The sequence below is a fragment of the Nocardioides oleivorans genome (genome assembly GCF_004137255.1).
Classification (GTDB): Bacteria; Actinomycetota; Actinomycetes; order Propionibacteriales; family Nocardioidaceae; genus Nocardioides; species Nocardioides oleivorans.
On the sequence record NZ_SDWT01000001.1, the window covers coordinates 1942167 to 1960946 of the forward strand.

18 protein-coding genes are annotated in these 18780 nt (G+C 72.7%); 14 read left to right on the forward strand and 4 right to left on the reverse strand.

The window, feature by feature from the left end; all coding sequences use genetic code 11:
* Positions 1–43: 43 nt before the first annotated feature.
* On the forward strand, positions 44–1006 hold the full coding sequence (locus EUA93_RS09210; protein ID WP_129399856.1) for a helix-turn-helix domain-containing protein: 963 nt from the start codon (positions 44–46) through the stop codon (positions 1004–1006).
* On the opposite strand, the gene EUA93_RS09215 is transcribed toward EUA93_RS09210, so the two are convergent.
* Entirely contained in the window at positions 1003–1914 is a 912-nt protein-coding gene (locus EUA93_RS09215; RefSeq protein ID WP_242497301.1) for a diacylglycerol/lipid kinase family protein, read from the reverse strand. The two genes, EUA93_RS09210 and EUA93_RS09215, sit on opposite strands and share 4 nt — an antisense overlap.
* A gap of 191 nt (positions 1915–2105) precedes the next feature.
* On the opposite strand from EUA93_RS09215, the gene EUA93_RS09220 reads away from it, so the two are divergent.
* Both EUA93_RS09220 and EUA93_RS09225 read left to right on the forward strand, forming a co-directional pair.
* Positions 2106–3389: an adenylosuccinate synthase gene (locus tag EUA93_RS09220; protein WP_129399858.1), complete on the forward strand. Its 1284-nt coding sequence runs from the start codon at positions 2106–2108 to the stop codon at positions 3387–3389.
* Between the two features lie 121 nt (positions 3390–3510).
* Positions 3511–5043 (forward strand): sialidase family protein, encoded by a 1533-nt coding sequence (locus EUA93_RS09225; protein ID WP_129399859.1) that lies wholly within the window; start codon positions 3511–3513, stop codon positions 5041–5043.
* Positions 5044–5059: 16 nt separating this feature from the next.
* Here the strand turns inward: EUA93_RS09225 and EUA93_RS09230 are convergent, their stop codons facing one another.
* Complete coding sequence (locus EUA93_RS09230; RefSeq protein WP_129399860.1) at positions 5060–7204, reverse strand: serine/threonine-protein kinase; 2145 nt, start codon at positions 7202–7204, stop codon at positions 5060–5062.
* 114 nt (positions 7205–7318) lie between these two features.
* Between EUA93_RS09230 and purD the strand changes: the two genes are divergently transcribed.
* The 3 genes from purD to purB are packed head-to-tail and all read left to right on the forward strand — an operon-like array spanning position 7319 to position 10610.
* The gene (gene purD / locus EUA93_RS09235) at positions 7319–8614 is read left to right on the forward strand and encodes a phosphoribosylamine--glycine ligase (protein ID WP_129399861.1); all 1296 of its coding nucleotides are present in this window, start codon (positions 7319–7321) and stop codon (positions 8612–8614) included.
* Positions 8607–9152: a ribonuclease FAU-1 family protein gene (locus tag EUA93_RS09240; RefSeq protein ID WP_129399862.1), complete on the forward strand. Its 546-nt coding sequence runs from the start codon at positions 8607–8609 to the stop codon at positions 9150–9152. The genes purD and EUA93_RS09240 overlap by 8 nt, the downstream gene beginning before the upstream one ends.
* 3 nt (positions 9153–9155) lie before the next feature.
* On the forward strand, positions 9156–10610 hold the full coding sequence (gene purB / locus EUA93_RS09245; protein WP_129399863.1) for an adenylosuccinate lyase: 1455 nt from the start codon (positions 9156–9158) through the stop codon (positions 10608–10610).
* Positions 10611–10625: 15 nt separating this feature from the next.
* On the opposite strand, the gene EUA93_RS09250 is transcribed toward purB, so the two are convergent.
* Positions 10626–12065, reverse strand: coding sequence for an MFS transporter (locus EUA93_RS09250; protein WP_242497302.1), 1440 nt, complete (start codon positions 12063–12065; stop codon positions 10626–10628).
* A gap of 132 nt (positions 12066–12197) precedes the next feature.
* Here EUA93_RS09250 and EUA93_RS09255 point away from each other — a divergent pair, with 132 nt between their 5' ends.
* From EUA93_RS09255 to EUA93_RS09265, 3 genes are all read left to right on the forward strand, one after another.
* Positions 12198–12713 (forward strand): hypothetical protein, encoded by a 516-nt coding sequence (locus EUA93_RS09255; RefSeq protein ID WP_129399864.1) that lies wholly within the window; start codon positions 12198–12200, stop codon positions 12711–12713.
* Positions 12714–12753: 40 nt separating this feature from the next.
* Positions 12754–13023: an acylphosphatase gene (locus tag EUA93_RS09260; RefSeq protein WP_129399865.1), complete on the forward strand. Its 270-nt coding sequence runs from the start codon at positions 12754–12756 to the stop codon at positions 13021–13023.
* A gap of 277 nt (positions 13024–13300) precedes the next feature.
* Positions 13301–13933 carry a hypothetical protein gene (locus tag EUA93_RS09265; RefSeq protein WP_242497303.1) on the forward strand — a complete coding sequence of 211 codons (633 nt, stop codon included), beginning with the start codon at positions 13301–13303 and terminating at the stop codon, positions 13931–13933.
* Here the strand turns inward: EUA93_RS09265 and EUA93_RS09270 are convergent.
* A complete protein-coding gene (locus EUA93_RS09270; protein WP_129399866.1) occupies positions 13917–14927 on the reverse strand; it encodes a sulfotransferase family protein in 1011 nt (336 codons plus the stop codon). The genes EUA93_RS09265 and EUA93_RS09270 overlap by 17 nt on opposite strands.
* A 122-nt stretch (positions 14928–15049) precedes the next feature.
* Between EUA93_RS09270 and EUA93_RS09275 the strand changes: the two genes are divergently transcribed.
* Genes EUA93_RS09275 through EUA93_RS09295 form a run of 5 tightly spaced genes read left to right on the forward strand, consistent with a single transcriptional unit; the run spans position 15050 to position 18734 of the window.
* Positions 15050–15604 carry an antibiotic biosynthesis monooxygenase gene (locus tag EUA93_RS09275; protein WP_129399867.1) on the forward strand — a complete coding sequence of 185 codons (555 nt, stop codon included), beginning with the start codon at positions 15050–15052 and terminating at the stop codon, positions 15602–15604.
* A 19-nt stretch (positions 15605–15623) separates the two neighbouring features.
* A complete protein-coding gene (locus tag EUA93_RS09280; protein WP_129399868.1) occupies positions 15624–16517 on the forward strand; it encodes a phosphoribosylaminoimidazolesuccinocarboxamide synthase in 894 nt (297 codons plus the stop codon).
* A gap of 11 nt (positions 16518–16528) precedes the next feature.
* A complete protein-coding gene (locus EUA93_RS09285; RefSeq protein WP_275937887.1) occupies positions 16529–16954 on the forward strand; it encodes an SRPBCC family protein in 426 nt (141 codons plus the stop codon).
* Positions 16955–16986: 32 nt separating this feature from the next.
* Entirely contained in the window at positions 16987–18549 is a 1563-nt protein-coding gene (locus EUA93_RS09290; RefSeq protein ID WP_129399870.1) for a long-chain-fatty-acid--CoA ligase, read from the forward strand.
* Positions 18549–18734, forward strand: coding sequence for a hypothetical protein (locus tag EUA93_RS09295; RefSeq protein ID WP_129399871.1), 186 nt, complete (start codon positions 18549–18551; stop codon positions 18732–18734). Before EUA93_RS09290 ends, EUA93_RS09295 begins: the two co-directional genes overlap by 1 nt.
* The last annotated feature ends 46 nt before the right edge of the window (positions 18735–18780 follow it).

Sequence of the window (18780 nt, forward strand, 5' to 3'; positions counted from 1 at the left end):
CCGTTGCGTGGTTCGAAGTGGCCGATGGCACTAAGATGCCACCGTGAGCGAGTGGGTGGACGATTCCGGCCACGCCCGGGTCGAGCGCCTCTACCTCCAGGTCCTGCCGGGATCGGGCCAGACGGTCGAGCAGGTGGCGGCGAGCCTGCTGATGAAGCCCGAGCGGTTCCTCCAGCAGGTGCGCCCCCTCATCCGCCTCGGCATCGTCGAGGTCGAGGACGGCGTGCTGCACGTCGCCGACCCGATCAGCGCGACCCGGACCGTCCTGACGGCGCAGTCCGAGGCGCTCGAGCGCACCAGCCGGGAGATCGCCCGGATGGCGGAGATCATCCCGCTGCTGACCGACGCCCGCGAGACCCGCCTCGAGAGCGCCGAGGCGATCGACGGCGACATCTCCGCGGAGGGCGACGTCCCGGCACTGATCACCGGCTGGATCCGCGAGAGGCGCGGCGACCTCAGCTTCCTGCGCCCCGACCAGTGGCGCTTCCCGAGCGAGTCGGAGATGGCGGTCGCGGTGAGCAACGCCGTGCGCGAGGGCGCCCGGGTGCGCGCGATCTACCCCGCCCGCGCGATGACCGAGGCGCCCGAGATGCTGCGCGGACGGGCCGAGATCGGGGAGGAGATCCGGCTGGTGCCGAGCGTCTTCACCCGGCTGGTCATCGTCGGCCCGCGTCGCGCGATCCTGCCGGAGCCGCTCGGCGTCGGCTCCGACCGGCGCACCGTCATCCGCCAGACGTCCATCGTCGGGATGCTCCAGGCCTACTTCGACGAGCTGTGGGAGACCGCGAGCCGGGTCGACGCGCGGGCCGGGCGGCTCGCCGAGCAGGACCACCGCCGGATGCTGCTGGCCGAGCTCGCCGACGGCGTCAAGGACGAGCAGATCGCCCGCAACCTCGACGTCAGCCTCCGCACGGTGCGGCGCCGCGTCGCCGCACTGATGGCCGAGCTCGGCGTCGACACCCGCTTCCAGGCCGGCGTCGAGGCGGTCCGCCGCGGCTGGCTCTAGGGCAGGATCAGGGAGTACGCCGCGCGCTCGAGGCGCCAGCTGCGGCTGCGGTCCGGGCCGGAGATCTCGCCGTCGGCCGACAGCCAGAACTCGTCGCCGCTGACCTTCACGCTCTGCCCTCGCAGGGACACGACGTCGTCGCGCTGGTCGTGCTCGCCCTTGCGCAGGCGCAGCACGTAGCCGAGCTTGGCGGTCGGCTTCACGGCGCGACTGATCATCACGTCGAGGAGGCCGTCCTCGGTGTCGGCGTCGGGATTGAGCTCGGTGCCGCCGCCGACGTTGCCGCCGTTGCCGATCGCGACCATCAGCACCTGCTGGTCGACGTCGTTGACGACCTTCCCGTCGATCTCGACGCGCAGCCGCCAGCTCGGCGGGTGGAAGGCCGACAGGGCGGCACCGATCGGGTAGCCGAGCTTGCCGAGGTTGACCTTGCCGACGCCGATGGAGCCGAGGCGCGACTTCCAGGTCGCCCCCTTGCGGCTGGCCTGGGCGCCGACGCCGACGTGGACGTTGTTGACCACGATGCTGCCGGTCTCGTCGACGATGAGGTCGACGGGGCGCGCCTCGCCGTCGAGCACGAGCCGGGCGGCGTCCGCGATCTCGAGCGGGATGTCGTTGCCGCGGGCGAAGTCGTTGCCGGTGCCCATCGGGAGCAGCCCGAGCGTGGTGTCGGCGAGCTCGTGGCGCTTGTGCAGCGCCGTGATCACCGCGTGCATGCTGCCGTCGCCGCCCGCGACCACGACCGTGCGGCCGCCGGCGCGGTGCAGGACACCGTCGAGCTCACCCGGGTTCGACGTCCTGGCGACCTCGACCGAGGCCCTCTCGCGGAGGACGGCGAGCGCGATGTGGAGGTTCTCCTCGTCGGATGTCCCGGCGCCGGAGTTGGTGATGACGAGGAGCGACTGCACGTCCGGGACAGTAGCCCACCCCTCCGACGGCACGGTCCACCCGCACGGGGCGCCGTGGGCGGACCGCCGGCCCTCCGCCCGAGGTGCGATAGCGTGACGTCGCAAGAGCCCCGGTGCCTCGTGCCGGGGCTGTGTGCATGTCAACCGAGACAACATCCGAATGACCTGCCGAAAGACAGAGGAGGGCTGAGATGCCCGCGATCGTCGTGCTCGGCGCCCAGTGGGGCGACGAGGGCAAGGGCAAGGCCACCGACCTGCTCGCCACCACCGACCCCATCGACTTCGTCGTCCGCACCAGCGGCGGCCACAACGCCGGCCACACGATCGTCATCGACGGCGAGAAGTACGCCACCCACCTGCTGCCCAGCGGCATCCTCACGCCCGGCGCCACCTCGGTCATCGCCAACGGCGTGGTCGTGTCGCCCGAGGCGCTCTTCCGCGAGCTCGACGGGCTCATCGAGCGCGGGGTCGAGGTCGCCGACCTCAAGGTGAGCAGCAACGCGCACGTCATCGCGAGCTACCACGCGACGATCGACAAGGTCACCGAGCGCTTCCTCGGCAAGAACCAGATCGGCACCACCGGGCGCGGCATCGGCCCGGCCTACGCCGACAAGATCAACCGCGTCGGCATCCGCATCGCCGACCTCTTCGACGAGAAGATCCTCGCGCAGAAGGTCGAGGCTGCCCTCGACGTGCGCAACCACCTGCTGACGAAGGTCTACAACCGTCGCGCGATCGAGGTCGAGGCGGTGGTCGAGGAGCTGACGTCGTACGCCGAGCGACTGCGGCCCATGGTGTGCGACACCTCGCTGCTGCTCAACCAGGCGCTCGACGCCGGCCAGACCGTGCTCTTCGAGGGCGCGCAGGCCACGATGCTCGACGTCGACCACGGCACCTATCCGTTCGTGACGTCGTCCAACCCGGTCGCCGGTGGCGTCTGCGTGGGCGCCGGCATCGGCCCCACCCGCGTCGACCGGGTGATCGGCGTGATCAAGGCCTACACGACCCGCGTCGGCTCCGGCCCGTTCCCCACCGAGCTCTTCGACGAGGACGGCGTCCAGCTCCAGCAGCTCGGCGGCGAGATCGGCGTCTCGACCGGGCGCACGCGGCGCTGCGGCTGGTACGACTCCGTGGTGGCGCGCTACGCCAGCCGGGTCAACGGCCTCACCGAGTTCTTCCTGACCAAGCTCGACATCCTCGGTGCGTGGGACCGGATCCCGGTCTGCGTGGCCTACGAGATCGACGGCGAGCGGGTCGACGAGATGCCGATGACGCAGACCGAGTTCCACCACGCCAAGCCCGTCTACGAGTACTTCGACGGCTGGAAGTCCGACATCTCGGGCTGCCGCTCGTTCGAGGACCTGCCGAAGAACGCCCAGGCCTACGTCCGGGCGCTCGAGGAGATGTCCGGCGCGAAGATCTGGGGCGTCGGGGTCGGCCCCGGTCGCGAGCAGACGGTGGTCGTCCACCAGTAGGACCAGCAGGGCGCGCGGGCCGGATCCGGGCAGGTGAGGGCGCAATTGCGGGTTAACCCTCTCCCCGGCGAGGCGGTGAGGTTCCTAGCGTGAGCGGGTCCCCTCTCACCAGGAGCTCCCAGTGCGCGCACTCCCTCCCCGCCGCCCCTGCGCGGTCGTCCTCACCTCCGTCGTCGCCCTCGCGCTGGTCGCCGGCACCGGTCCGTCAGCCGGTGCCGCACCGGCCGCGAGCCACGCGTCCAGCGCCGGCAGGGCCGCCCCCGCCGACGCGACCACGGTGGTGGCGGTCGCCGGCGCGGGTCAGTCGTTCGGCGGGCCCGCGACGCTCACCACTGCCGCCGGGACGTCCTTGCTCAGCTACTACCGGCAGGGGCCCGGGGTCGCGCGGGCGCTCGAGCTGCAGCGCCAGGTCGGCACCGGCACCTGGGCGCCCGTCGCGCTGTCCCAGGGCGGGCTCGACACGTTCGGCGTGCCGGCGCTGGTCGAGGACGCCGCCACCGGACGGGTCCTGCTCACCGCCTCGGCCCAGGCGTCGGCCGACGTCGCGGGCACGCTCGGCACCTACCTCTGGTGGTCGGCCGACCAGGGCGTGACCTGGTCGGCGCCGGTCAGGGTGTGGAACTCGTTCGGGGTCGGTGACGCGGCGCCCGACGGCGCCGGCGGTTTCTGGACGACCGTGGGCGAGACCGACGCGCTGATCGCGCACGTGCCGGCCGACTACTCGATGCAGGCGACCCCGTCCGGCGCGACCCGGCTGACCGACAAGCTCGGCAGCCGGGGAGCAACGGGGCTCGTCACGGCCGGCCCGGCGCGGACGCCGGTCCTCGGCTTCTTCACCACCGCCGGCATCTACGCCCACCGCGGGGCGACGTACGACCCCGCGCTGGACACCCAGGTCTTCGGGGCCGGCAGCCTCGGCACCCTGCTCGGGGTCGCGGGCGACACCACCGGTGCGGCCCTCGCGACCTCGCACACGCCGTCGTACGCCGCCTCCGGCACGACCGCGCTGTGGGTGCGCGGGTTCGACCCGACCACCGGCGCGGTCGGCGCCGAGCACCGGCTGAGCACCGGGCAGGCGCTGTTCTTCCAGCTGCGCTCGCTCCCCTCCGCCGGAGGCCTGGCGGCGATCTGGCGCGACAACGGCGACAGCGACCTCTACGTCGCCCGGGCGAGCGGCGGGGCCGACGGCACGTGGTCGACGAGCAGGGTGATCGACGACGAGGCGGACGCCGTCAGCTACTACTCGCACCTCGACGTCTCGGCCGGGTGGGCCGTCGGGCTCGGCAACCGCGACAGCGACTCCACCGCCGTCGTCTGGGCCGCGGAGGCCAGCCCGCAGACGATCGATCCGACGCTCGCGTCGAAGGGCCGCGCGGCGTACTCCTCGAAGAAGGGCACGCTCACGATCCGCTCGACGGTCAACACCCCGGGCCGGCTCAAGGCCGTCGCCACGATCACGGCGCCCGGCCGCAGGCCGACCAGGGTCACGAAGTCGGTGCGGGCGAAGGGTTTCGGGACCTACACGACGAGGGTGCGGCTGCCGAAGGCCGCGCGCGCCCTGCTGCGGTCGGTGCCGAAGGCGCGCATCAGGCTGACCGTCACCTTCGCCAGCTCGGCGGGCACCGTGAAGGTCCGGCCGAACGTGAGGGCCTAGCGGACGGCGGGGGCCCTCACTCGCTCGAGACGAGCGACGCGGACTCCGCGTCGCACGTCGTCGTGGTGCACGGGACCTCGCCCCACACGACCGGCTCCGCCAGCGTCCCGTCGTCGGAGAGGTAGACCTCGACCTGCGCGGTGCCGGTCGTCTCGTCGAACCCGAGGAGGCGCACGACGTCCTCGTCCCCGTCGCCGTCGACGTCGCTCGCGCCGACCTCGAGGAACGGGAAGTCGGGGCCGCCGCTCGTCGGGGCGACGACCTCCTCGGGCGTGCCGAAGCTGCCGTTGACGAAGCGCTGCACGGCCAGCGTGGCGCCGTACTCGTCCTCCCCCCAGCGGTCCGTGACCAGGTGGACGAGCTCGTCGGCGCCGTCACCGTCGATGTCGGCCGCGGTGTAGTCGGCGACGCCGTAGCGGCCGTCCTCGATGCGGACGTCGGCGGTCTTGCGGAAGCGGTCGCCGGTGCTGAGCAGCACCTTGAAGCGCACGCCGACGGCGTCGCCGCCGTTGACGACGCGCGCGGCGAGGTCGTCCAGGCCGTCGCCGTCGAAGTCGCCCACCGCGAACAGGTCGTCGTCGTTGGCGCGACCGCCACGCGAGGCGAACTCGACCGGCTCCTCGAAGCCGGCGCCGTTGCTCAGGGCGACCGAGACGATCATCAGCTTCTCGCCCCGGTTGCGGGTGAGCACCAGGTCGTCGCGACCGTCGCCGTCGAAGTCGCCGACGCCGTAGAACCCGAAGTCGGTGCGCCAGGTGAAGGTCTGCTCCGACTGCTCCTCGACGCCGTCGCCCGTGCCGCGCCAGGTCGTCACCTCGACCTCGGTGTCGTCGAGGCTCTCCACGACCTGGACCAGGTCGGGGCGGCCGTCGCCGTCGACGTCGCCGGTCCTGGGGAGCTCCACCCGGCCGGCGTCCTCGACCGCCTCGCCGAACGCCGACCCGTCGGAGGGCACCATCAGCGCGGGCAGGGCCTCGATGCCGTCGCGCCAGATCCAGCGCCCGACCCGGAGGTCGCCGAGCCCGTCGCCGTCCCAGTCGCCGGCGACCGGGTCGGCGATCGCACCCTCGATCGCGGCGCCGGTCGCGTCGGACCCGCCGTCGGCCGCACCGTCGTCGTCGCCACCCAGTGCCTGCGCACCGAGGACGCCGCCGACGACCGCGAGGACCGCCACCGCGGCGACCCCCGCCACCAGCGCCGTACGACGTCCGCGCGACGGACCCGGCTCGTCGGGTGCACCGGTCGCGGGTGCCGCCGGAGGAGTCGGGGTGGTGGTCGGGGTCGGGGTGGGGGTGGGGAGGGGCGCCGCGCCGGGGTCGTACGCGCCGCGCGCGAGGGCGAGCAGGTCGGCGCGGAGGTCGCCGGCCGAGGCGTAGCGCTCGGCGGGGTCCTTGGCCATCGCGAGCCGCAGGACGCGGTTGAGCTCGACCGTCGACGTGTCGGTGCCGTCGAGCTGCGGGACCGGCTCGTTGACGTGGGCTACGGCCATCTCGACGTCGGAGCCGGCGTAGGGCGCACGACCGGTCGCGCAGGCGTGGAGCAGGCAGCCGAGGGCGTAGATGTCGCTCGCCGGGGTGGCCGGCGCGCCGTGCGCGCGCTCGGGCGCGAGGTAGGCCCAGCTGCCGGCGACGCTTCCGGCGCGGGTCAGGCCCTGCTCGCCGGTCTGCGCCTGGGCGATGCCGAAGTCGCTGAGGTAGACGAACGGCTCGGCCGCGTCGGGGTCGCGGACCAGCACGTTGGCCGGCTTCACGTCACGGTGGACCACGCCTGCGGTATGCGCGTCGGCGAGCGCCTCCGCGACCTGCGCGCAGATCGCCGCGGCCAGCGGGGTGGGGACGGGGCCGCGCTGCTTCAGCTGCGTGCCGAGGTCGCCGCCGGCGACGTACTGCATCGCGAGGTAGGGCGTGCCGTCGACGTCACCGTGGTCGAAGATCGTGGTGATGTGCGGGGAGTCGAGCCGGGCCAGCGTCTCGGCCTCGCGGTGGAAGCGCGCGAGCAGCTCGGGGTCCTCGGCGATCTGCGTCGACATCACCTTGAGCGCCACGCGGCGCTGCATCCGGGTGTCGAGCGCGAGGTGCACCACGCCCATCCCGCCCGCGCCCAGCCGTCGCTCGATCTCGTAGCGGCCGAAGGTCTCGCCCTGCCGGGGTGTCGCGCCCACACTCACTCCTACGTCTCGGGGTGGGTGACCCCTGCCCGGAGGAGGGCGGGTCAAACCTCCCCACTAACGGGGAGGACGCGGCCGGTGGTCGCTGCGCCGATAGGCTCGACGCCCGTGAAGACCCTCGTCATCGGCACCGGCGGCCGCGAGCACGCGCTCGCGCTCGCGCTCTCCCTCGACCCGGCGGTGGAGGAGGTCCACGCCGCACCCGGCAACCCGGGGATCGGCGCGTTCGCCACGCTCCACGACGTGGACCCGATGGACGGGACGGCCGTCGCTGCGCTCGCCACGGAGCTCGGCGCCGACCTGGTGGTCGTCGGACCCGAGGCGCCGCTGGTCGCCGGTGTGGCCGACGCCGTCACCGGCGCGGGGATCGCGTGCTTCGGACCGTCGCGGGCCGCCGCCCGGCTCGAGGGGTCGAAGGCGTTCGCCAAGGACGTCATGGCCGCCGCGGGCGTGCCCACCGCCGGCTCGCGCACCTGCATCACGCCCAACGAGGTCGCCGACGCGCTCGACGCGTTCGGGGCGCCCTACGTCGTGAAGGACGACGCGCTCGCCGCCGGCAAGGGCGTCGTCGTGACCACCGACCGCACCGAGGCCCTCGCGCACGCCGCCGACTGCGACACCGTGGTCGTCGAGGAGTTCCTCGACGGACCCGAGTTCTCGATCTTCGTCGTCTGCGACGGCACCGTCGGGCGGCCGCTGCTGCCGGCCCAGGACTTCAAGCGGATCTTCGACGGAGGGCGCGGACCCAACACCGGCGGGATGGGGTCGTACGCCCCGCTGGACTGGCTGCCCGACGGCACCGTCGAGACCGTGATGGACCAGGTCGTCGAGCCGACGCTCGCCGAGATGCGCCGCCTCGGCGCGCCGTTCGTCGGCTGCCTCTACGTCGGCCTCGCACTGACGGCCGCCGGGCCGAAGGTCATCGAGTTCAACTGCCGCTTCGGCGACCCGGACGTCCAGCCGGTGCTGGCGCTGCTCACCTCGCCGCTCGGCGTGCTGCTCGCCGCGGCCGCGGCCGGCGACCTCGCCTCCGTGCCCGAGCCGACCTTCGACGACGGCGCCTCCGTCTCGGTCGTCCTCGCCTCCGCCGGCTATCCCGAGTCGTCGTCGAAGGGCGACGTGATCAGCGGCGCGGGCGCTGCCAACGGCGTGTACGACGTCGACGTGATCCACGCCGGCACCGCGATCGTCGCCGCCCCGGAGGAGGGCGACCCCGACCACCGCCACCTCGTCACGGCCGGTGGCCGGGTGCTCTCGGTGAGAGCCGTCGGCTACGACGTGGCCGACGCCCGGTCGCGGGCCTATGCCGCAGCCGACCTCATCTCCTTCGAGGGCCTGCAGCGCCGCTCCGACATCGCGGCCGAGCCGCTCGGCGTGGTCGAGGGCGCGGCGTCGCGTGGCTGACTCCTTCGCCGTCGGCTCCGACGTCCGGGTCGTGGAGGTCCTCCACGGCGCGGAGTGGGCCTGGTGGGACGAGCAGGTCGTCGCCGACGACGGCATCCTGGTCACCCTCCAGCGCAACGGCACGCCGCTGACGTTCCCGCCGCACGACCACCCGCACCCCTGGTCGCACCTCGACGCCTGGTCGGGCACGACGGTGCTCAAGCTGCGTCGCGAGGGCGACTGGTACTCGGTGTGGAAGTTCTTCGACGCCGACGGCGCGTTCCTGCGGTGGTACGTCAACTTCGAGACGCCCTACGTCCGCGCCGAGGGCGCGATCGAGGTCAACGACCTCCAGCTCGACATCGTCGTACCTCCCGACGGGGACTGGCGCTGGAAGGACGTCCAGGACCTCGCGCCGACGCTCGCGTCGGGCCGGATCACCCACGACGAGCTGCTCGCCGTGCTCCGCGAGGCCGCACACGTCGCGGAGCTCCTCGACCGGGGTGACCGCTGGTGGGCACCGTGGGATGGGTGGACCCCGGCGGATGGGATGATCTGAGCCGTGACCGTCCCCAACGTCCTGGCCACCCGCTACGCCGGCGCCGACCTCGCCGAGATCTGGTCCCCCGAGCACAAGATCGTCCTCGAGCGACAGCTCTGGGTCGCCGTGCTCAAGGCCCAGCGCGACCTCGGCATCGCGGTGCCCGACGGCGTCGTCGAGGCCTACGAGCAGGTCGTCGCCAGAGGTGAGCAGGGCGTCGACCTCGAGTCGATCGCCGCGCGTGAGCGGGTCACCCGCCACGACGTGAAGGCCCGCATCGAGGAGTTCAACTCCGTAGCCGCCCTCGCCAGCCACGAGCACATCACTCTGCAGTTCATCCATGCGGGGATGACCTCCCGCGACCTGACAGAGAACGTCGAGCAGCTGCAGGTACGCCGCTCGCTCGAGCTGGTTCGCGACCGCGCCGTCGCCGCCCTCGTCCGCCTCGGCCGGCTCGCCGCCGAGCACGAGGCCACCGTCATGGCCGGCCGCTCCCACAACGTCGCGGCCCAGGCCACCACGCTGGGCAAGCGCTTCGCGACCGTGGCCGACGAGATGCTGATCGGCGTGCAGCGGATCGAGGAGCTGCTCGCCCGCTACCCCCTGCGCGGGATCAAGGGCCCGATGGGCACCTCGCAGGACATGCTCGACCTCCTCGACGGCGACGCCGCGCTCCTCGAGTCCCTCGAGGAGCGGGTCGCGGCCCACCTCGGCTTCGAGCAGGTGCTGACCAGCGTCGGCCAGGTCTACCCGCGCTCGCTCGACTTCGACGTCGTCGCCGCGCTGGTGCAGCTCGTCAGCGGCCCGTCCAACCTCGCCACCACCGTCCGGCTGATGGCCGGCCACGAGCTGGTGACCGAGGGCTTCAAGGAGGGCCAGGTCGGCTCGTCGGCGATGCCGCACAAGATGAACACCCGCTCGTGCGAGCGCGTCAACGGCCTCGCCGTCATCATCCGCGGGCACCTGTCGATGGTCAGCGAGCTCGCTGGTGACCAATGGAACGAGGGCGACGTCTCCTGCTCCGTCGTGCGCCGCGTCGCCCTCCCCGACGCGTTCTTCGCCACCGACGGGCTCTTCCAGACCTTCCTCACCGTGCTCGACGAGTTCGGTGCGTTCCCGGCCGTGATCCAGCGCGAGCTCGACCGCTACCTGCCGTTCCTCACCACGACCAAGGTGCTGATGGCAGCCGTGCGCAACGGCGTCGGCCGCGAGGCCGCCCACGAGGCGATCAAGGAGGCCGCCGTCGGCACCGCGCTCGCGATGCGCGCCGGCCAGGCCGACAACGACGTCTTCGCCAAGCTCGCCGCCGACCCACGCCTCGGCCTCACCCGCGACCAGATCGACGCGCTCGTCGCCGACCCGATCGAGTTCACCGGAGCCGCCGTCGCCCAGACCCGTGCAGTCGTCGCCCGGGTCGAGGCCCTCGCGGCCCGCCACCCCGGCGCGGCGGCGTACGTCCCCGGCGCCATCCTCTGACCTGCGCGGCGCGCCTCAGTCGCCCAGGCGCCAGGAGCGCACGGCGGCCGCGAGCGCGACCGCGAGCACCGCGAGCGCGGCCAGAAAGGCCGTGCGCGCCGCCACCGGGGCGGACGTCGTCGACGCGACGGCCTGGTAGATCGTCATCAGCAGCGCCGCGCCCAGCGCCGACCCGATCCGCTGCCCGGTCTGCAGTGCGCCTCCGGCAGCACCGCCCATCCGGGGCGGCACCTCGGCCAGCGTGAGGGTGAGGTTGGGCGAGATGACGCCACCACCGCCGATCCCGGCGAGGAGCATGGCAGGGGCGAGCGTCCACCAGAGCCGGTCGGTCGGCTGGGTCACCAGCCAGGCGGCCAGGGCGGTGCCGGTCATCATGACCGAGAGCGCCAGCAGCGTGACCCGCCGGCCGAGGCGGCCCACCAGGCGGCCCGCGACGGGCGACGTCACCGCGGATCCCACGGCGAACGGGGTGATGAGCAGCGCCGCGTGCAGCGGTGAGAAGCCCTCGCCCTCCTGCAGGTGGACCGACAGGACCAGGAAGATGCCCGTGAAGCCGGTGAAGTAGAGGGTGCCGACGAGCAGCCCGTTGGCATAGCCGGGCAGGCCGCGCAGGAGCGAGACGTCGAGCAGCGGCGGGTGCCCGCGGCTCACCGTCCGCGCCTCCCACCGCACGAACGCCCAGGCGAGCGGCGGGAAGGCCACGAGCGCCACGAGCGACAACCCGGCGCCGCCCTCGAGGCTGATGAGCGGGTAGAGCACGGCCAGCACGGCCAGGCCCAGGAGCAGGGCACCGGGCAGGTCCACCCTCGGGTCCTTCTCGGCGTCCGCACCGGTGTCGTTGTCCGGGACCAGGCGTCGGATCAGCGCGAGGGCGACCAGGCCGATCGGGACGTTGATGAGGAAGAGGGCGCGCCAGCCGTTCTCCTCGCCGAGCAGGCCGATCAGCGCACCGCCGATCAGCGGGCCGGTCGCCGAGGCGACGGCCACGGTGAAGCCGAACATCCCGAAGGCGCGCCCGCGCTCCTCGCCCCGGAAGAGCTGCTGGATGAGCCCGGAGTTCTGCGGGGTGAGCAGACCGGCGCTGGCGCCCTGCACGAGCCGGGCCACGATGATCGCGGCCGGGTTGGGGGCCAGCCCGACGGCGGCGCTGGAGAGCACGAAGCCGACCAGGCCGATGATCATCATCCGGCGGCGCCCGTGCGCGTCGCCCAGTCGCCCACCCGCGACGAGGGTCATGCCGAAGGCGAGCGCGTAGCCCGACACCACCCACTGGATCGCGGCCGCGCTGGTGTCGAGACCGGACCGGATCGAGGGCACGGCGACGTTGACGATGGTGACGTCGAGCAGCGACATGAAGCCGACGACGAGCGAGACCGCGAGGACACGCCAGCGCCGCGGGTCGGGCTCGGCGGCCGCATCGCCGGCAGTCGCTGCGGTCCGCGTCTCCTCGCTCACCCGACCAGCCTCGCACCCGCGCCCGAGCCGTCCCGCCCGAAGGGCTGGTCCAGACCACAGGGCGTCGTTTTGCCACGGTTCGCCCGGGCTCGGTTGGGTGGTGCCACAACCGGATCGTCACAGGGGGAAACCATGCGCAGGATCGCAGTACGACGTGCCGCCGGAGCGGTCGTCCTCGTCGCAGTCGCCGGACTCGTCTCCGCGTGCGGCGGCGACGACGCCAGCGAGAAGGCCGGCCAGGAGCTGGGGGAGAAGCTCGCCGAGCAGGCCATGGAGGACTCCGGCAGCGAGGACGTCGACGTCGACGTGGACGGCGAGGACGTCACGATCGAGTCCGACGACGGCACCATCTCCGTCGGCTCCGGCGAGATCCCCGAGAGCTTCCCGAGCGACCTCACCGTCCCCGAGGGCGAGGTCGTCTCGTCCGTCGACACCCCTGACGGCTCCTCGGTCACGCTCGACGTCGACGACGCGGTCGCGGCCTTCGACGAGGCCGTCGCCGACCTCGAGGCCAACGGCTGGACCCGCGACACGACCACGGAGACCGGCGAGACCCGGCTGGCGGTGTTCAGCAAGGACGACGGGACCGCCATGGTGATGGGCGACGCGAGCACCGGTCAGCTGACCTACACCATCGGCACGGCCTGACGCGCGCAGCCGGCGACGGCCGCTCGTGCATGATGGCGGGGTGGCAGCCGTCTCCGTCCGGGTGACCGGGCGCGTCCAGGGCGTCGCCTTCCGGTGGCACACCGAGGAGGAGGCGCACCGCCTCGGCGTCGCCGGCTGGGTGCGCAACGAGGTCGACGGCTCGGTGCTCCTGCACGCCGAGGGAGACCGGTCCGCGGTCGACGAGCTCGTCGCCTGGTGCCACCACGGTCCGCCGTCGGCGCGCGTCGAGCACGTCGCCGTCCGGGAGGCCGCGCCGACGGGCGCCACGACCTTCACCACCACGGGCTGATTCTCGACCACTCTTGTGGACTATCGTGGTCGCATGACGACGGCCACGAGCGCTCCGCCCACCTACGACGACGTGCAGGTCGTGGTGCCCGCACCCGGTCCCGGTGCAGGCAACTGGGCCGGCGCGGCCAGCGCGGTGCTGGTCGACGGCACGTTCTGGCTGACCTGGCGCGTCCGCCGCCCCCTGACCGACGGTCGCGGTGTCTCGGTCGTCGTCGCGCGCTCGAGCGACGGGACCACCTTCGAGCCGGTCGCCGAGGTGGCGCGCGAGGCCTTCGGTGCCGAGTCGTTCGAGCGGCCGGTGCTCGTGCCGCTGCGCGAGGGCGGTTGGCGGCTACCTCTCCTGCGCGACGCCCGGCTCCAAGCACTGGTGGGTCGACAGCCTGACCGCCGACACGGTCGAGGGCCTGCCCGACGGCGTACGCCACACGGTGCACGCCGGCGACGAGCACACCGGCGTGAAGGACCCCGTCGTCACGGTCGGCGACGACGGCTACGAGATGTGGCTGTGCTGCCACCCGCTCGACGAGCCCGGCCACGAGGACCGGATGACCACCCGCCGCCTCACCAGCGCCGACGGCCTCGCGTGGGACGACCGCGGCGAGGTGCTCGCCGGGCGCGACGGCCAGTGGGACGCCCGCGGCGCCCGGGTGAGCGCGGTGCTCCCCGACGGCACGGTGCTCTACGACGGTCGCCCCGACGCGGAGTCGAACTGGTTCGAGACGACCGGTGTGGCGACGTGGGACGGCGAGGCCCTGACCCGGGCCGAGACGCCGCCGATCAGCTCGCCGCACTCCGACGGCGCCTTCCGCTACGCGACCGCGGTGCCGCTGCCCGACGGCCGGGTGCGCTACTACGTCGAGGCCGCGCGCCCCGACGGCGCGCACGACCTGGTCACGTGCGTGCGCTGATCGGGGTCACCGTCGCGGTCACCGTCGCGGTCACCGTCGCGGAGCGCTCGGCGTAGGAGCCGCGGCTCTCCGGCGACAGCCAGTCCTCGAAGTCCTGCCCGGTGAGCTCGGACAGGAGGCCGATGTCGTCGGCGTACTCGTCCACCAGCCGCTGCCGGCGCACGGCGTCGAGGCGGGGCCGGGCCGCCTCGGCGCGGTCGCTGAGCAGGCCGATGGTCCACGGGTGGACGCGACGCCACACCTCGGGCGGCGCGAACTGCCCGAGGCGTGCGCCACCGCGCACGAGCGGGCCGAAGACCTGGGGCCGCCACCCGGGCGGCACGAAGCTGCGCGAGTTGTCGCGGGGGATCGAGTCGACGAGTCCCTCGCGGATCCCGAGGAACCGGCTCACCCGGTCGACGGTCGCGCCGGGCTCGTCGACCAGGTCGCGGTAGCGCACGACCAGGATCCGCTGCGGGTCGACGTGGCGGTGCAGGTGCTGGAGCTGCTCGCCGTAGCGGCCCAGCTCGCCGTAGCGCCAGAACGGTGCCCAGCCGGCGCGGACGCGCTCGGCCTCGCGGCCGAAGGCCGTGATGAAGTCCGACTCCGGCTCGAGCCCGTCGGACCACAGGTGCATCCAGTTGCTGTAGGCGCGGTCGATCGGGTCACGGACCACGGCGACGAGGCGCACGTCGGGCAGGTCCTCGGCGATCCGGCGGTGGGCGCCCCGGCTCCAGAGGTAGAAGGGCGTGCTCTCGCCGCGCACCTGGTCGGGCCGCGCGCCCTCGAAGAGCGGGAAGTAGCGGTCGGCCCGCCAGATCCACTCCTGCTGCGAGTGCTTGTCACCCGGTCCGCGCCACGCCGGCGGCGGGGCGCCGTCGCAGAGCCAGTACTTCGGCTCCTTGGGGTCGGACACGAAGACGTCGGGGTGCTGCGCCAGCGCCGCGTGCAGGGCGGTCGTGCCGGCCTTGGGTGCTCCGATGACGAGGAAGTCGGGACGGGGTGCTCGGGTCATGCTCGCTCCAGGGGTGATCTCGTCTTTGTAGACTAGGTCACTCGACAATGGGAGACCAGAGTGGTCGGGATCTCGTCGCCGTCGGCTTCACCTCGCGCGCACGCGCGACCGAGACTGGTGCCATGACCGCCCCCGTCACCGTGTCCGTCACCCGTCACGTCGACCCACGGCACACGACGCAGATGCTGGCGTGGATGCAGGCGGGCACCTCGATGGCGGAGAGGTTCGACGGCTTCCTCGGCTCGGGCTGGGTCCGCCCGAGCGTGGACTCGAGCGACTGGCACATGCTCTACCGCTTCGCCGACGCCGAGTCGCTCGCCGCCTGGGAGGCCTCCCCGCAGCGCGCCTGGTGGCTCGAGGCCGCGGCCGGTGACGTGGAGGAGAAGCGGCGCGAGCGTCGTACCGGCATCGAGGGCTGGTTCGACGAGCCGGCGACCGTCGAGCACCTCAGCGTCGCCGCTCCGTCCGCGCCGCCGCGGTGGAAGCAGATGGTCGTCATCTTCATGGGGTTCTTCCCCCTGAGCCTGGCCGTCAACTTCGTCGTCGGCCACACGCCCCTCGTCGACTGGCCGCTCGTGCCGCGCGTTCTCGTGACGATCGTGGTGCTGACCCCGCTCATGACCTACGTCGTGCTGCCGTGGATCACGCGCCGGATGAGCTGGTGGCTGCACCGCTAGTCCCCGCTAGGCTCGGCGCGTGGCCGAGCTGAGCATTCCCACCGCCCCTGCGATCGACGGCACCACCCACCTGCACTCCGGCAAGGTGCGCGACCTCTACCGGATCGACTCCGGCGAGCACGAGGGCCGGCTGCTCATGGTCGCGAGCGACCGGATCTCGGCCTACGACTTCGTCCTCGACGCAGCGATCCCCGACAAGGGCGAGATCCTCACCCGGATGTCGCTGTGGTGGTTCGGGGAGCTCTCCGGGCTGGTGGGCAACCACGTCGTCTCGACCGACGTGCCGGCCTCCGTCGCCGGGCGCGCGCTGGTCTGCGAGCAGCTCGACATGTTCCCGGTCGAGTGCGTGGCGCGCGGCTACCTCACCGGCTCCGGGCTGCTCGACTACCAGCGCACCGGCGAGGTCTGCGGCATCGCGCTGCCCGCCGGACTGCAGGACGGCAGCCACCTCCCGTCGCCGATCTTCACCCCCGCCACGAAGGCCGACCTCGGTGACCACGACGAGAACGTCGACTACGAGGCGGTCGTCGAGGCCGTCGGTGACGACGCCGCAGCGGAGCTCCGGATGCTCACCATGGAGGTCTACGACAAGGCGCACGGCCTGGCGCGCGAGCGCGGGATCATCCTGGCCGACACCAAGCTCGAGTTCGGTCGGCGTCCGGACGGCACGACGATCCTCGCCGACGAGGTCCTCACCCCCGACTCGTCCCGTTTCTGGCCGGCGGCCGACTGGCAGCCGGGCCGCGCCCAGGCGTCGTACGACAAGCAGGTCGTGCGGGACTGGCTCACCGGGGAGTCCGGCTGGGACCGCCACTCCGGCGAGGCTCCGCCGCCCCTGCCCGAGGCCGTCGTCGAGCGCACCCGGGCGAGGTACGTCGAGGCGTTCGAGCTGCTCACCGGGGAGCGGTTCTGAAGGGCCGGCGCATCGACGCCACCGTCGAGCTGCCCGTCCCGGCCGAGACGGCCTTCCACTACCTCAGCGACCCGCGTCGCCGTCCCGAGTGGCAGTCCTCGCTGCTCTCGGTGGAGGTGCCGCCCGACGAGGAGCCGCACCTCGGGCAGACGTGGCGCGAGCGGACCGCGGTCGGCGTACGACCCCACATGGAGACCACCGACCTCGAGCCGGTCCGGCTGTGGGCCGAGCGCGGCAGCTGGCGTGGCGTCACCGCGACCCTGGCGCTGCGGTTCTCCGACGTGCCCGGCGGCTGTCGGGTGCACGCCACGGGCGAGGTGACCGGTCGCGGTGCGTGGGCCTTCCCCGCGGCCGCAGCCGGGCTGCTGGCGTCGACGGCCATCGCCGCCGACCTCAGGAAGGCCGGTCGGATCATGGCCGAGCGCGCCGGTCGGTGACGCGCGTCACGACCGGTCGGTAGGTTGTCGTCATGTCGAACCTCGCCTCGCTGCTCGAAGGATCCGCCGCGTCCCACCCGGACCGCACCGCCGTCGTCCTCGGGGACACCCGCCTGACCTACGCACAGGTCGACGCAGCGGCCAACCAGGTGGCCAACCTGCTGGTCTCGCGAGGCATCGAGCCGGGCGACAAGGTGGCGCTGAGCTGCCCGAACCTGCCCTACTTCCCGATCGTCTACTACGGCATCCTCAAGGCCGGCGCCACGGTCGTCCCGCTCAACGTCCTGCTCAAGGGGCGGGAGGTGGCCTACCACCTCGACGACTCGGACGCGAAGGCCTACTTCTGCTTCCAGGGCACGCCCGACCTGCCGATCGGCACGGAGGGCCACGCCGGCTTCGAGCAGACCGACTCGTGCGAGCACTTCTTCGTGGTCACCGCCGACCCGGCCGCGGAGTCGCCGATCGAGGGGACCGAGACCCTCGGCCAGGCGCTGAAGGACCAGCTCCCGATCTTCGAGACGGTGGAGGTCGACGGCGACGACACGGCGGTCATCCTCTACACCTCGGGCACCACCGGCCAGCCCAAGGGCGCCGAGCTGATGCACCGCAACATGGTCTCCAACGCGCTCAGCAGCGACGCCCTCTTCGGGGCCGACGCGGAGAACCCCGACACGCTTCTGTGCGTGCTGCCGCTCTTCCACTCCTTCGGCCAGACCGTCATCCAGAACGCCGGCTTCGCGTTCGGCGGCACCGTCGTGCTGCTGCCGCGGTTCGAGGCCGGCCCCGCGCTCGCGCTGATGGACCGCGAGGACGTCACCTTCTTCGCCGGCGTCCCGACGATGTACTGGGGGCTGCTCGGCGCGCTCGACGACTCCGGCGTCGACGTGAAGAAGCTCGCCAGCACCCTGCGGGTGGCTGCGGCCGGTGGCTCGGCGCTGCCGGTCGAGGTGCACAAGGACTTCGAGCGCCGCTTCGGCGTGACCATCCTCGAGGGGTACGGCCTGTCCGAGACGTCGCCGGTCGCGAGCTTCTCGGTCTACGGCGAGCCCGCCCGCGTCGGATCGATCGGCAAGCCGATCCCCGGTGTCGAGATGAAGCTGATCAACCCCGAGCCCGGCGTGCGCGAGGACCTCGAGGGCGACGACGTGGTCGGCGAGATCGCGATCAAGGGCCCGAACATCATGAAGGGCTACTACGGCCGGCCCGACGCGACCGCCGAGGCGATCGTCGACGGCTGGTTCCGCTCCGGCGACCTCGGCCGCAAGGACGAGGACGGCTGGTACTACATCGTCGACCGGTCCAAGGACATGATCATCCGCGGTGGCTACAACGTGTACCCCCGCGAGATCGAGGAGGTCCTGCTGACCCACCCCGACGTCTCGCTCGCCGCCGTCATCGGCGTGCCCCACGAGAGCCACGGTGAGGAGATCAAGGCCGTCGTGATCCGCAACGACGGCGCGACGGTCACCGAGGACGAGCTCGTCGCGTGGGGCAAGGAGCAGATGGCGGGCTACAAGTACCCCCGGATCGTCGAGTTCGTCGACGCCCTCCCGATGACCGCCACCGGCAAGATCCTGAAGCGCGAGCTCAGCTGATGCGGGCCCTCTTCATCGCCCTCGGCGTGGTGATGGTGCTCGTCGGCGCGCTCTGGACCGGCCAGGGCCTCGGCTACATCGGCGGCAGCGCGATGACCGACCAGACCATCTGGGCGATCATCGGCCCCCTGCTCGCCGGCCTCGGCGTCGGGCTCGCGATCACCGCCGCCCGTCGCCCGCACTAGGTCCCTACTTCGGGAGTCACCGGATATCCGGTGACTCCGTTCGTCC

Excerpts from the sequence above, each read along its gene's own strand:
- EUA93_RS09270 (WP_129399866.1), bottom strand. The coding sequence starts at position 14,927 with ATGACCCGAGCACCCCGTCCCGACTTCCTCGTCATCGGAGCACCCAAG.
- EUA93_RS09290 (WP_129399870.1), top strand. The coding sequence starts at position 16,987 with ATGTCGAACCTCGCCTCGCTGCTCGAAGGATCCGCCGCGTCCCACCCG.
- EUA93_RS09220 (WP_129399858.1), top strand. The coding sequence starts at position 2,106 with ATGCCCGCGATCGTCGTGCTCGGCGCCCAGTGGGGCGACGAGGGCAAG.
- EUA93_RS09275 (WP_129399867.1), top strand. The coding sequence starts at position 15,050 with ATGACCGCCCCCGTCACCGTGTCCGTCACCCGTCACGTCGACCCACGG.
- EUA93_RS09295 (WP_129399871.1), top strand. The coding sequence starts at position 18,549 with ATGCGGGCCCTCTTCATCGCCCTCGGCGTGGTGATGGTGCTCGTCGGC.
- EUA93_RS09255 (WP_129399864.1), top strand. The coding sequence starts at position 12,198 with ATGCGCAGGATCGCAGTACGACGTGCCGCCGGAGCGGTCGTCCTCGTC.